We start from the raw sequence: 14225 nt of genomic DNA on the forward strand, positions 1-14225 counted from the left end.
AGGTTTTGACTTATATAAAAGAGAAGAGCTTCAATTCGTTACAAGATATTCACTCTGTCTTACCTTTTGAGAATTCAAAAATAACAAATCAAATGGAAGATATTCAGGATAGTATTTTAAATGGCTATATACTTATTCAGTACGATACAGATAAATTAAATTGTTTGTTAGTAAATGTGTCAAAGAAAGAAAAAAGGGATATTACAAAAGCTGAAATTGAATACAATATTGTGGGTCCGCAAATCGCATTTGTCGAAGATTTAGATGTAAATTTAAATTTAGTACGTAGAAAGCTTCCAACACCGTATTTACAAATGAAAGAATTGAAAGTAGGATCTCTCTCTAACACAACTGTTGCGATTGTATTTATTGAGGGAATTGTAAATGATCAAAATCTACAAGAAATTATAAAAAGGGTAAGTCAAATAAAAACAGACCATGTTTTGGATAGTACTTATTTGATGCAGTTAATTGCAGACAACCCGAATTCTATATTCCCTCAATTTTTGAATACAGAACGTCCGGACCGTGTGGCAGCTGTATTAGCAGAAGGGAAAATTGCACTTTTTGTAGATGGCTCACCTTATGCCATCACTCTTCCAACAACATTAATTGATTTTTTTTCTACGACAGAAGATTACACCATGCCTTGGATTATAGCCTCTTTTTTTCGTCTATTAAGGCTTTTTGCTTTTATATTTTCTGTCTTAACGACTCCATTATATGTCTCGATCTTAACATATCATTACGAGCTTATCCCAAAAGAACTTCTTGAAACGTTAATCATATCGAGAAGTAAAGTACCTTTTCCTCCATTAATTGAAGCACTTTTTTTAGAAATAACAATTGAATTACTGAGAGAAGCGGGGGCACGTTTACCAACTAAAGTGGGTTTAACTGTCGGTATAGTAGGTGGTATTGTGATTGGACAAGCATCGGTAGAAGCAAGTCTTACAAGTAACGTACTTATTATCATTGTTGCACTTTCAGCTCTTAGTTCATTTACAGCACCAATATATCGAATTGGTAATACAATTCGAGTAATTCGTTTTCCTTTTATAATATCTGCACACCTATTGGGCTTATTAGGAATTGTTTTAACAAGTTCTTTCCTTTTAGTACGCTTATTACGTACAGAATCATTAAGACGTCCTTATTTGTTCCCTTTTTATCCTACACGTCCTACAGATTGGAAAGACAGCATTATACGTATGCCAATCTCAGCGATGTTTCGACGTCCTATTTTTTCAAGGTCTAAACAGCGTTTTCGCTTTAATCCAGAAGAGGTAGAGAAAAATAAAATACTATCACGAAATGATTTTGATGATTGAATTTAACAGGGAGGAGCATTATGAAACAGATCCCAATTGAGTATCAAGTCTCGCCATATATGGTATTTTTTTTAATTATTACTATACAGTTGGGAGTTGGTATGCTTGGTTTTGAAAGGATTAGTGCAAAATTAGTTGGAAATGATGCGTGGATTAGCACGCTACTTTTTGGAATATCTGTTAATGTTATGATTTGGATCATATATCAGATTTTAAATCAGGGTAATGGAGACATCATTGCAATCAATCAAAACGTACTTGGAAAATGGATTGGTGGATTGCTCAACTTCATTTTTTTATCCTATATTGTATTGTTAGGTGCAACAACACTACATACTTATATCGAAGTAGTACATGTTTGGATGTTTCCTTCAATTTCATCTTGGGTTATAGCGGGGGCTTTTTTGGGTCTATGTTATTACATTGTTACTGGAGGATTTCGTGTAGTTGCCGGAATCGGCTTCTTTGGAATCGTTATCCCAAGCATTCTAATCTTCACATTTTTTTATCCTTTGCAGTATGCAGATTTCCGGAATTTATTTCCAATTGCACAGCATTCATTTCTAGAAATTATGAAAGGAATGAAAGGAAATATGTTTAGTTTTTTTGGATTTGAAATGTTATTGTTGTACTACCCATTTATTAAAAAGGCAAGAACGTCTCAAAAATATGCGCACTATGCAAATTTAGTAACGACTATTGTCTACACATACCTTATGATTTTAACTCTTGCGTTTTTTAGTGAAAAGCAACTTGCGAACGCGATATGGGCATATTTAAGCATGATTAAAATTATACAATTCCCCTTTATAGAGCGGTTTGAATACATTATTGTTTCTGTTTGGGCTTTTTTTATATTACCCAATGTTTCCTTTACATTATGGGGAGTAAGTCGTGGTATAAAAGAGGCACTGGGAATAAAGCAAAAATATGTTTTGCCAGTTATCATCATATTCATCTTTATTTTGTCATTTTTCTTGAATAACCGTAATAAAATTAACTTATTAAATACTTGGACAGGTCAAATTGGCTTTGTATATATATATGTATACCTACCTGTACTATGGCTAATTCAAACGGCCAAAATAAAGTTAAGGAGATAAACATGAAGCGCTGGATACTTTTCCTTATATTAGGTGTCTTCTTAATAGGTTGTGCTAAAACAAAAATTGTGGATGACATTGATTTAGTTCAAGTTGCGGCATATGATACTGAAGCAGAAGGTAAGCTAAAAGGAATCTTTGCGATTTCAGCTTATAAAGGAGGCGGGGAAGGTGAAACAAAAATCTATTCAGCATCAGGCCAGACTGGTAGAGAAGTTCTTGCAAGAGCATCCGAAAAATCTTCTGGACCTCTAGAGTTGGGGCAATTGCGTGTTATTATTTTTAATGAAAAAATAATTGAAAAGGGAATGCAGGAAATTTTAGAGACTTTGAACCGCAATCCTAGTGTAGGAAATGCAATTTATTTAGCAATTACAAATGTAAAAGGGGAATCACTATTAAAGGGGAACTATTCTAAAGAAAAAGAAATTGCTTCTTATCTATCCTCTTTACTGGAGCAAAATATGAACAATGGAACGCAACCAAAAACAAACTTTTTTATGTTTTTAAATCAACTTGATGATGATGCGAGAGATTCCTATTTACCGATGATATCTAAAAAAGGGAATGTGTTGGAGTTAAATGGAATAGCACTTTTTAAAAGATGTAAAATGGTTGATAAAGTGAACCCTAAAGATTTATTTGTATTTAAATTGTTGACAGATAATTTTAAACAAGGTACATACCAATTCAAACTACCTGGTTCTTCAAATACTTATGCCACGATAGAGAATATAAAAGCTAGAACAAAATATAAGATGGAGGGGAATAGTAAGCATCCATTCGTAAATGCTCATATTCAAGTTAAAGCTGAAATTCAAGAATTTACAAAAACAAAAAATCTAGATAATCCTAAAGAAATAAAAAAATTAGAAAAAATTATGGAAAAAGAAATAGAAAAAAAAGCAACTACATTGATAAAGAGATTTATTAAAAAAGACACAGATCCTATAGGACTTAGAAAGCTTGGTAGAACTCACGTAAGAAAATGGAACAGTCAAGAATGGGAAGAATCCTATAAACATTTACGTTTTCGTGTAACAGCTGATGTAAAAGTAACCCAATCTGGTGTTACAGAATAAATAAATCAAATAAGATATGGAAAATTTCAATAAAAAATATAGTCTCGCAGGAGATTAGGGAGAAGAGAAACTATTAACAAAGCATTTCATAAACATTAAGATGCTTTGTTAATAGTTTTTATACTTTTATAGCCATATCACTAATTTTCTTTATTTAAAATTCGATAATGTTTAGATAGAATATTTTGTTGTATTGTATAACCATTTAACACTTTTTTTAGCCAAGAAGACTCCTTCCTTAAAGACCGCGAACTGAGTAGGTGGAGATGAATTGGCTTTGGACAATAGATGGCAGGAAGCTATCTTAATTGTTCGACATACATAAACTGTTACTCCACTATCTTTCAAATATATGTTTATTGTATAAGAGACACATGCCGAAATGGAGCTGAAATGAATGATAATTAATAAAGCATATAAATTTCGTATCTATCCAAATAAAACACAAGCAACTCTAATTGTAATACTCTATGGGAACATTATTAAATTTGAACGATATTAACAGAACTTTGTTGATAATTAGTTAAAAAAGTATTGTACGATTAAATATGATATGTTACAGTTGTATTACGAAGTCGTTAATTAATGTTAAATTTATTTCAATTACATTTCTTGTAATTTCCGTATTGTTACAAAAAACTATAGATGTTTTTATGTGTATAGGAGTGTGTGTAGTAAAGAGTCTGAGTTGATAATACGTGCACACTTTAAATTTCCTTTCTGTCTGAATGAAGAAGACTACCAACTAATTAAGGGGTTTAAAGTAACCACTTTAAATAAAATGTGCTTCCTTTCCCACACACAATGTAGTACATATTTAAAGTACAGTCTAGTTGCTACACAGACTCTTGTACATATAAACATTAAGGTGAAATAGAGATAAGAATTCATTACATAAAAAGCACTACCAAGCTAAACGTACAAAATATCATCTGTGCATTTTGATGAAATGTTAAAATGCCTAGATGATATTTTTTTGAAGAATTCTTGTATGTGTTTAGGAATAACAATTTCTAAAACTTAATGATTCTCTACTTTTGGAACATCCAAAAATTTGTGTAAATAAATTTACGGTGTATGTACATTCATTTAAATAGGAAAAATGAGGTTTTTCATATGAAGTATAGTTATAAAGTGTTTATATTTATTTGGACAATTATTTTATTGTTTTTTCTACTTTATTTTGGTTACTGTAAAATTTCCGACACTGAGCAAGTACCTGTCATATCAGTCAAACAATAGAAGTGAAAAATATTGAGAAAACCAAATGAGATAAAAATAGATACAGTAGAAAGACTACTACAGGAAGTAATTAATTGTACGAAGTTAGATGAAATATTGGAAATAAAAAACTTTAATGGAGAATATATTGATTGCTGCTTGGGGAGAAAATTATAAATATCATAATCGGTATAAAGATATTTATGAGTTATTCAGAGGTTACCATTTACACTGCTTTAGGAAAAAAAGGATGTGTTAACGAGACACTCTATATATATAAGTAACGATTCAAGCCAATAGATTACATAAAACCAGAGCGGATTGTGTATCGTCTTATTCGAACTACAAGAAACCATGAACGTACAAGTAAAGCGGGACTTACAGCAAACTGTAATGGTGAAACAGGAGGAGACGCATGGGTGTGGTGTTCAATTTGTCATGAAGAACATCCCGTTCTTTTCTGATATATTTCAATATGATCAAGGAAACCCCTATCATTCCTTACCATTATGTCAGCACATATATATGGTATACGCTCATTTAACAGAGAATTATGTAGGGGAAGATTTATTTCTTCTGCAAAGTGCTGCAGCACTCCATGATACAGGTAAACCGTTTTGCCGTGTATTTAAAAAGCTCAAAGGGTACCATTCGTATTATGGTCACGAATATGTTAGTACCCATATCGCTTGTCACTTTTTAATGGAACTTGGTTTCAAATGGGAGTTTATTGAGAAAGTATTAATGATTACAGGCTTTCATATGAAGATGTTACATGGCGGGGAAGAGGCAGCACGTGAAATCTATTATTACTGCGGTGATGAGATGCTTACAAAATTATATTTTTTCCGAGATGCAGATGTATTTGCGAAGTAGAGAGGTGAAAAAATGCTTGTAAAATATTCATGAACATTGCACGTTCCTTGGTCGATAGGGGTAACAAGTGATGACCGTGTTCTACAAAATATGGACGGATTTGAAACTCAAGAAGTGGTCGTACTAGAAAAGTTAGATGGTGAAACTACATCACTTTATAAAGATGCTATTCATGCAAGGTGATTATCAAGTGGTCATCACCCATCGAGAACATGGGTAAAAACGTTACAAGGAAGTATGGGGTATAGAATTCCAGAAGGCTGGCGGATATGTGGTGAAAATGTGTATGCTTGTCATAGTATTCACTATATAGCACTGACGTCCTATTTTTATGTCTTTTCAATATGGAATGAGAAAAATGAATGTTTATCGTGGGATGCAACAGTTGCATGGTGTAAAAAGTTAGGCCTTGCACACGTTCCATTGTTATATCGGGGCCCCTATAATGAAAAGGTAATTTGTTCGAAAAGACCATGTGCAAACCAATCAGCACTGGATGACACAAGCGGTTATCCAAAATAAATTAGCAAAATAAAAACACGCAATTCCAAATGGAACTGCGTGTTTTATCGTTTTCTAGCATCGTTTGACGTTCATGTATGGTTACTCTTATCAGAGAATATCCCCCCCTAACACGGAAAACTATTAATTTATTAGTTTTTATTCGTAACTTTTAAGGTATCTAACACGATTTTAGTAGCGTCTGCAATAAGCTTATCATCATATTCTGCATCTTCTTTATCATGATTAGAAAGGATGGCAAGAACAATTGGCTTTTTATTTGGTGGCCAAATAATTGCAATATCATTCCTTGTTCCATAAGATCCTGCGCCTGTTTTATCAGCCACTTCCCATCCTTTTGGTACGCCCGCACGAATCAACTTATCTCCAGTCGTATTTCTCTTCATCCAATCTACTAATAATTCACGTTTCTCTGTTGGAAGTGCAGATCCTAATGTAAATGATTGAAGTGTCTTAGCGATCGCTTCTGGTGTACTGGTATCGCGCGTTTCTCCAGGGTGTACTTCATTTAATTCAGGTTCAAATCGTTCAGATTTAGTAACCGTATCTCCCGTTTCTCTCAAGATTTTTTCAAATGCGGATGGACCACCTAACTTTTTAAGAATTAAATTATGTGCTGTACTGTCACTATATCGAACAGAAGCATCTGCAAGTTCTCTTAACGTCATTCCTGTATCCACATGCTTTTCTGTAATTGGATTATAATTAGAAAGGTCTTCACGCGTATACGTAATCCTTTCATCAAGAGCTTCTATTGAGTTCTGATGTAAAAGAGCTCCCGTTGCTAATGATTTAGATGTAGAGGCAAATGCAAAACGATCATTTGAATGATAAGCAACAGTTTGATTTGTACCTGTATCCAGAGCATAAATACCAAGCTTAGCATTATATTTTTTTTCAAGCTTAGCAAAAGAATCATGACCTGTATTTTCTTGTTTAATTTGCTTTATTTGTTTTGTTTGCTTAGGTGGTTCAGATGGAGTATTACTATTAGAACACCCTATTAGTGTTACACATGAAAGTAATACGACAGGTACAATCTTTTTGTAATGTGAAATGGTAAAGAACTTGTTTAAAACGTACATGAATTTTCAACCTCTTTCAAAAATATATGGATTTTGTTTTGGTATTTTAAATACCGATGTTAATTTAAAGTGGGTGTTGGATACCAATACTTCTGAAGTTGAATTTTAACAGGCTAAGCAGAACCAAAGTGTTTATATGAATGAACGGTTACTGTTTAGGGTGTTTCTTTTTTGCTTACATTTGAAATAGTTTACCTGTGAAAGTATTAAACTCGTAACATTTATATGAAGTATTTCAATACACACTTTTTTTACATCACTTTACTTTTGAGAATAATAAGTCCTTTCATATTTTTAGGAATACACATAATAGACACTCTAAGTAATAAATTTGTTCCATTTTAACTTGGCGAACGGTAAAGAAAATACAATGAATTGTAAATGAAATCTGTACGGGAATCTAGTACCGTATAGTACAGTGCATATGAAAAACTCCTCAATGCTATCTCTCAAAAAATAATAATTCTCGGCTTTATAAACTGTATTTTCAAAAACATTGCGAGCTTGTAAGAAAAATGAAAGGTAATTCAATATGAGATAAATAACTTTACTACTACAATGAAAAACAGAATCATTCTTAAAAATCATGAGATACGATATCAAGTTATTTGCGTGCTTAATACATTTTACTAAATGTTCCAGTTTTAATAGAGAAAGTCGAATCAGACCATTAACGAATGGTATATTATTCGTATTTTGGAAAAATCAAAATGTAGACAAGCATCTTCTATCAAATCTCATTCTTAGTGTGTACATTTGGAGGGAATTTCTCATATGAAATTAGTAAAAGTAAAAGATCTTAGTTAGGAGAAAAATGATAATGTTAACAAATTCAAGGTGAAGAAAGAAGGTAGCGTAGGTCTATTCATTAGGGGAAGCCTGAGGAGATTATATTAGATAAGTTAATCTTTAGCGATGAGGGGGATGGACAATTACAAAAGAACAGCAAGCTGAATTTCATTTCTAAGAGGGGGGCAGACGCCTCTCTTTTTTATGCCGCAAATAGCATTAATTCGTTAATTAATTTATATGAGATTATCTTAAATAAGTTAGTTAAGAAAGAAAAATAAAAGTGAGTAAAAAGATAAAAATACACAGGTACGTAAAAAATAAGGAAGTTGTATTTGCAAGTGTTTTAGTTGGGTGTGATATCAATTGTATTGGTAAAGGTGAATATTACGTTTAAATTGCCATGGATGGAAAAGGAGGAGTTTCAAAATCTATGGATGGTAAAGTGATGGGAAAGGAGTATGAATATATATTCTCGGGTTTTGATAAGGAAGGTAAAGAAAAAGAGTTAGAATTTATTGCACAAAAGAATCTTCGTAAAGAAGCATTCCTACCTGTATATCATTCAGATAAAAAAGGTGTAACAGCTTGGGAGGAAGTGCAGGAAGACGAGCGCTCTAAAAAAGCAAAAGAAAAACTAGGTATGAAATAATCAGTTATTTGTGATGGTGGATTCTCCTAGGTGGAGGGTTCGCCGTTTTTTATTATATGTTACGTTGTAGTTTTTATATAAAGTATATTGAAAAGATGGGTTAAATCTTATGGAATGATATCTCCATAATTAATAACTTGCACAATAACTTTTCAATTATCACTAAATCCATTCATATCAACAAGTTGTCCCCCATATCCCTTTGTAGCAATATCTTTTAAAGCACGCTAAAAATACCCTTTATTTTAACTTTATCTTATCTTTACCTTATCTTTAAATTTTTATATTAAACTTGAAACCTTAAAGTATTGATGTATGAGTCTAAAAGGGCGGGAGATAGATGTTCATTACATAGTTTGTATATAACCAATTACCTTTGAAAAATTGAATTTCTTATACGAGGAGGAATATATGAAGGATACAAGTAAAAAACAAATTATAAAAGTGTTCCTTATTAGTATTCTAGGCTTAGGAACAATACTTGGAATGCTATATTTTAATCATAAAACCAATATTCAACAAAATAAAGCGCAAGCCACTGAAAAACGTGTATTGCAATATGAGTCCACCTTAAAAAAAGAATTAGAAAAATATAATTTAGGAGAGAAAACACCAATTTTATTAGGAATTATGTATCAAGAGAGTAGAGGTGAGGGAAACGACCCTATGCAGTCATCCGAATCACTTGGATTAAAGCCAAATGAAATTCAAGAGACAAGCTTGAGCATTAAACAAGGGGTAAAGCACTTTGCTAAAATGTACAAATATGGAACGGACAAGGATGTTAGCATAGATACAATTATTCAAAGTTATAATATGGGGCCAGGGTATATTGATTTTATTGCTAGTCAAGAAGTTAAACAACACTCGGAGGATTCGGCCAAAAAATTTTCTAAGATGAAAGTTGATCAAAAACCAGCGATGTATACTTGTGGTGGAAATAAAAATAATTTTAGGTATCCATATTGTTATGGTGATTTCACATATGCCACAAAGGTAAATGAAAAAACAAAACTTATTGAAAAACTTCTTCGAAATGTACATAGCCTTTCTAAATAAGTTGCAGAATGAAATATAATGATACCATCAGTTATTAACAATAATATCTAAGAAAAAACTACTTTCTTTCTTAATTCGCATAATTTTCAAAAACAAATCCCGTGGATGTTAATATTTGTTATATAATATATTTGTCAAAGCATTAACCCTAAAGTTTCTAAATTCAAGCTGTAAGATAGTTTGTTTGGCCCGTATTTTCACCTTAAAAGTAGAGTTTAAATATAGTTGCAATTTTTTGAGGGGGAAAAGTAAATGTTTATAAAAACAGAAAGATTATTAATACGAAAATTTGAGTTCAAAGATTGGCAAGCTGTTCATGAGTATACATCAGATATCAATGTTATGAAATACATACCTGAAGGGGTCTTTACTGAAGAAAATACAAGAAACTTTGTGAATGAAAACATTGGTGAAAACGCTAAGAACTTTCCTGTAGTATTAATTGATAAAGATATTCTGATTGGTCATATAGTTTTTCATAAATATTTTGGTGAGCATACATATGAGATTGGTTGGGTGTTCAATCCTAAATATTTCAATAAAGGATATGCTTCTGAAGCAGCACAAGCTACTTTGAAATATGGCTTTAAGGAAATGAAATTACATAGGATTATAGCTACATGTCAGCCACAAAATACCCCATCATATCGAGTAATGGAGAAGATTGGAATGAGAAGAGAAGGCTATTTCAGGAAGTGTATACCACATGGGAATGAATGGTGGGATGAATATTATTACGCTATTTTAGAAGAAGAGTAGTGCCTTGGAACGCATCATTTAAATGGACACTCCTATTCCTAAATAGGCAAGTTGACTATCTTTATTGGGGATCCTTGCTACTAAAGGCGAACTTTATTTCCGGTATCGCTGACGTGCAAAACTTTGTATAATCTGATCTTATCTCTAAATCACAACTGTTACCCCATCACCATCAAGTTAAAGTTTCATTTTATTTTGCTAACTTGATGGTGATGTGACGTAACCTTAATTATTTAAAAATTTTAAAAAGGCCCCTTAGTCATGTTAAAGGGACCTTGATCACGCAAATGATATGTAAGCCAATTCATTTTTGATATACAGATTATTTGTATGATAATTTTTATAAATAATTGCTAAATAGTGAATTTACATAAATGCTTTTAGAAGTTCTTGAATTAATGGGATTGCTCCACCTATAAATTTTAAAACTGCCATTGCGATTTCCATATTATTCTCTCCTCTTTTTCGTATTAAGATGTGATAAATCTTTATAACCTTATTATAGTAAGCGCTTACAATTATAACAATACATTTTCGTATGCAATATTGCATATTTATACATTAGATCTCTATTATTCATTTTTAAATGGTACTATAGCGAGGTGAGAGTCTTTAAGGGTTCTCCTTAATAGGAGGAAATATGGAAAGAGTGCAAGCGATTTACAGTAATCAAAAATTTAAGAGTTGGGTTAAACAGGTATTAGCTGTAGGAGGAGTAATAGGGTGCTGTTATTTGGTGTTATATGTTTTCTGTTTCTTAGTTATCATGTAAATATTATACAACTAAACTAGTAGAGTCTTGCCTAGAGAGGTAAGGCTCTTTTATTGTAGTACCTGGAGATGAGCAAACTACATACAATATCTCTCAGGTTTTTCAGATCACTTTGTATAATTCCTTGTTTAGAACACTAATTTCTATTATCGAAACTAAATAAACATCTATTTAAAAGTTTCAATTTATATTGAAAACAGAATTCCATTGATAAAAAATATGTTTTTACTAGATACATATTAAAAAGACAAGCATAAATTATATGAGATTTTGGCAAAGTCTTTTTGACTTGGAAAAGGATTTAAATCTTACTTATAGATTTGATTCCTTTTTATATACTATAATCATTATATTGATACGTAAACATAATACATTAATAATGATTTAAAAGCAAGAATTTTAGTAGCGGTACGTTCACACATCCATCAACTTAAGATTTTAAAGTAGCTCTTAAACAAAAAAATTCTTTTTTTAATTGATTAATAGTAAACAAGAAAGGTTGGCAAATTAACTACTAAAGAGATTTCTTCAGGTAAGCTAATAAGTAATCTATCAAAAGGTCCTTTACAAAATTTATACATAAGTCAATTATAAGATCATGTAAATTTAAAATAATGTAAACATTATACATTTTTGTAAAAGACATTCATTGACACTTGTTTATATAAGTAACTATACTCGTTACATCAAATTGAATGTGTGATAATACGATTTTATTATTATTACAAACATGTAAATAGAAAATCCCAATTTGATAAATACAATGGTAGAGGTGTTTATTTTAATGAAGCACAAATTAATTGCAACAGGTATCCTTGCAGGATCTATATTATCCTATTCTTCTAATATTTTAGCAGATACTCATACATTCCCTGATGTTCCTGTATGGGCCGATAAATCTGTTAATTATTTAGTTGATAAACAGGTATTGAATGGTTATCCAGATGGAACTTTTGGTTCAAATGACTCATTGGACAGAGCTTCGGCTACAAAAATTATGACAAAAGTTTTAGGGATACAAATTGATCCTAATGCAAAACCATCTTTTACTGATTCACAAAATCACTGGGCTACTCCTTATATTGCTGCTGCTGAAAGAGCTGGTATTGTTAAGGGTGAAGGTAATGGAATCTTCAATCCATCTGGAAAAGTAACTCGCGCTGCTATGGCTACGATGCTAGTAAATGCATATAAACTACAAAGCACAGCAAATCATAACGAGCAGGTTAGATTTGAAGATTTAAAAGGGCATTGGGGAGAAAAATACGCCAATATTTTAATAGATTTAAAAATCTCTAATGGTACCGAGAACGGTTGGCAACCAAATAGATTTATAACACGTGCTGAAGCTGCTCAACTTACTGCAAAAACAGATATGTTACAACAAAATTTAAACGATGAAAAAGAGATTATTACTGCTACCTCATATGAAGATTTAAATTTAACAGTGGCTTCGAAAATTACAGCTCAAGAGATTGATAGTTTTATTGCGAAATATCATTCGGATAGTCCTTTAGTTGGCCATGGGCAAGATTTTATCAATGCGCAAAATCAATATGGTGTGAGTGCTCATTATTTAGCAGCACATGCGATTTTAGAATCTGGATACGGAAAATCAGAAATCGCATATCAAAAACATAATCTATTCGGTCTACGTGCATATGATGGAGATCCGTTTAAATATGCGAAATATTTACCAAGCTACGGCGATAGCATTGCTTATAATGCTAATTATGTACGAGAAAGATATTTGGAAGAAAGCGGTATGTATTATAACGGGCCAACATTAACTGGCATGAACGTGAAATATGCATCAGATAAAGGCTGGGCTAAGAAAATTGCAGGCATTATGGAACGTATTAAACCGTTTCGTGTAGAAGACTATACATATGCAAAAAAATTACCAAAGAATCCTGAAACATTAGATGTCGACGCGTTATCTAATGAAATTCCATATAAAATGTATGCAGACGATTCAAGCTCAAATGTTGTATCATCAGCTACTTACTATCAGGTACCTTATCCATTTAATTTAAAAATTAAAAGTAGACCAGATGTAGCTGTCGAGGAGAATAAAGTTGGTACAGTAACTCCTGGAACAACCATCTTTATTTATCGTGAAGATCCAAATGGATGGGTAGAATTCTCTTTTGAAGCGAATGGAGAAAAATACTGGACATTAAAAAGTAAATTAAGTATGTAATTAAAAAGATCTATTTCACTACTTTTAATCGTTTAGATTATAATCTCATATAATTGAGAGATAAGTTTTTTACTTTCTTAAAATAAAGTTATGTATACAAGAAAAGTTAGAGAATTATTTTCTCTAACTTTTCTTCGCTAGTATTTGAAATTAAAAAGATGGTGGAGTTACTCCAAATATAACAGTGACTTTGTTTAAAGAGTTGTTTTCCCATTTATGCTTTGCATAAGGTGGGATTTTAACACTATCACCTGTATTGAGAAGTAAAACCTCATCATTTAGATATAGTTTCACTTGTCCTTCCATAATAAATGCTATTTCTTCCCCTTTATGTGCCACAGGCTCCATAGATGAAGCAGTTTGAGGTAACAGATTCATTAAAGCCAATTCTAGTGCTCCATCTAAATTAGGAGATAATAGCTCATACGAAACATTGCCGCTTTCAGGAAAAGTTATTTTTTTCCTTTGGTTAGCTCGTACAACTAATTCTTCTGTATTGGTATCCTCTAAGAAAAAATTAAACAATGGAATATTTAATCCTACAGAAATTAATTTTAGTGTTTGTAATGAAGGGTTTGTAATTCCTTTTTCAATCTGACTTAACATGGAAGGTGTTATATCAGCTAACTCCGCTAAAAGCTTACTGGTTAATCCGGCACCTTTTCTAAATGTCATAATTTTGTGACCAACATTAATATCGTTCATATATGTAATCCCCTTTAAATAAGTAAATTAAATTATTATTAATTTAATTTACTTATACTTAATATG

The 14225-nt window shown here is 31.8% G+C and carries 12 protein-coding genes and 2 pseudogenes; 10 read left to right on the forward strand and 4 right to left on the reverse strand.

All coding sequences use genetic code 11. The features are described 5' to 3' along the window. From ACO6VI_RS25700 to ACO6VI_RS25710, 3 genes are all read left to right on the forward strand, one after another. Positions 1-1331: spore germination protein (locus tag ACO6VI_RS25700; protein WP_422424406.1), on the forward strand; the 1331-nt coding region annotated here is incomplete at its 5' end. 20 nt (positions 1332-1351) lie between these two features. After that, positions 1352-2434 (forward strand): GerAB/ArcD/ProY family transporter, encoded by a 1083-nt coding sequence (locus tag ACO6VI_RS25705; protein WP_000809695.1) that lies wholly within the window; start codon positions 1352-1354, stop codon positions 2432-2434. A gap of 2 nt (positions 2435-2436) precedes the next feature. Further along, the gene (locus ACO6VI_RS25710) at positions 2437-3516 is read left to right on the forward strand and encodes a Ger(x)C family spore germination protein (protein ID WP_063547316.1); all 1080 of its coding nucleotides are present in this window, start codon (positions 2437-2439) and stop codon (positions 3514-3516) included. Between the two features lie 143 nt (positions 3517-3659). Here the strand turns inward: ACO6VI_RS25710 and ACO6VI_RS25715 are convergent. Then, positions 3660-3731, reverse strand: a pseudogene (locus ACO6VI_RS25715) (transcriptional regulator); the annotation flags it as partial. A 182-nt stretch (positions 3732-3913) separates the two neighbouring features. Between ACO6VI_RS25715 and ACO6VI_RS25720 the strand changes: the two are divergent. The 3 genes and pseudogenes from ACO6VI_RS25720 (at position 3914) to ACO6VI_RS25730 (ending at position 6148) form a co-directional block, all read left to right on the forward strand. Next, positions 3914-4018, forward strand: a complete 105-nt coding sequence (locus tag ACO6VI_RS25720; protein WP_080469798.1) for a helix-turn-helix domain-containing protein — start codon at positions 3914-3916, stop codon at positions 4016-4018. 1073 nt (positions 4019-5091) lie between these two features. Next, entirely contained in the window at positions 5092-5613 is a 522-nt protein-coding gene (locus ACO6VI_RS25725; protein ID WP_230387343.1) for an HD domain-containing protein, read from the forward strand. 90 nt (positions 5614-5703) lie between these two features. Further along, positions 5704-6148, forward strand: a pseudogene (locus ACO6VI_RS25730) (RNA ligase family protein). A 118-nt stretch (positions 6149-6266) separates the two neighbouring features. On the opposite strand, the gene blaIII reads toward ACO6VI_RS25730, so the two are convergent. Continuing rightward, positions 6267-7220: a class A beta-lactamase BlaIII gene (blaIII, locus tag ACO6VI_RS25735; RefSeq protein ID WP_161520453.1), complete on the reverse strand. Its 954-nt coding sequence runs from the start codon at positions 7218-7220 to the stop codon at positions 6267-6269. Between the two features lie 1192 nt (positions 7221-8412). Here blaIII and ACO6VI_RS25740 point away from each other — a divergent pair. From ACO6VI_RS25740 to ACO6VI_RS25750, 3 genes are all read left to right on the forward strand, one after another. Further along, positions 8413-8661 carry a YxeA family protein gene (locus ACO6VI_RS25740; RefSeq protein ID WP_230387344.1) on the forward strand — a complete coding sequence of 83 codons (249 nt, stop codon included), beginning with the start codon at positions 8413-8415 and terminating at the stop codon, positions 8659-8661. Between the two features lie 411 nt (positions 8662-9072). Further along, on the forward strand, positions 9073-9720 hold the full coding sequence (locus ACO6VI_RS25745) for a lysozyme family protein (RefSeq protein WP_063547318.1): 648 nt from the start codon (positions 9073-9075) through the stop codon (positions 9718-9720). A gap of 252 nt (positions 9721-9972) precedes the next feature. Next, the gene (locus ACO6VI_RS25750) at positions 9973-10479 is read left to right on the forward strand and encodes a GNAT family N-acetyltransferase (RefSeq protein ID WP_000470146.1); all 507 of its coding nucleotides are present in this window, start codon (positions 9973-9975) and stop codon (positions 10477-10479) included. Positions 10480-10845: 366 nt separating this feature from the next. Here ACO6VI_RS25750 and ACO6VI_RS25755 read toward each other — a convergent pair whose 3' ends face one another. Next, positions 10846-11031: a hypothetical protein gene (locus ACO6VI_RS25755; protein ID WP_063547319.1), complete on the reverse strand. Its 186-nt coding sequence runs from the start codon at positions 11029-11031 to the stop codon at positions 10846-10848. Between the two features lie 1004 nt (positions 11032-12035). Here ACO6VI_RS25755 and ACO6VI_RS25760 point away from each other — a divergent pair. Beyond that, positions 12036-13454 carry an S-layer homology domain-containing protein gene (locus ACO6VI_RS25760; protein WP_063547320.1) on the forward strand — a complete coding sequence of 473 codons (1419 nt, stop codon included), beginning with the start codon at positions 12036-12038 and terminating at the stop codon, positions 13452-13454. 150 nt (positions 13455-13604) lie between these two features. On the opposite strand, the gene ACO6VI_RS25765 is transcribed toward ACO6VI_RS25760, so the two are convergent. Then, complete coding sequence (locus ACO6VI_RS25765; protein WP_000997922.1) at positions 13605-14159, reverse strand: helix-turn-helix domain-containing protein; 555 nt, start codon at positions 14157-14159, stop codon at positions 13605-13607. Positions 14160-14225 lie beyond the last annotated feature (66 nt).

The sequence above is a fragment of the Bacillus sp. PSXD-155 genome, from assembly GCF_049310765.1.
GTDB lineage: Bacteria > Bacillota > Bacilli > Bacillales > Bacillaceae_G > Bacillus_A > Bacillus_A cereus.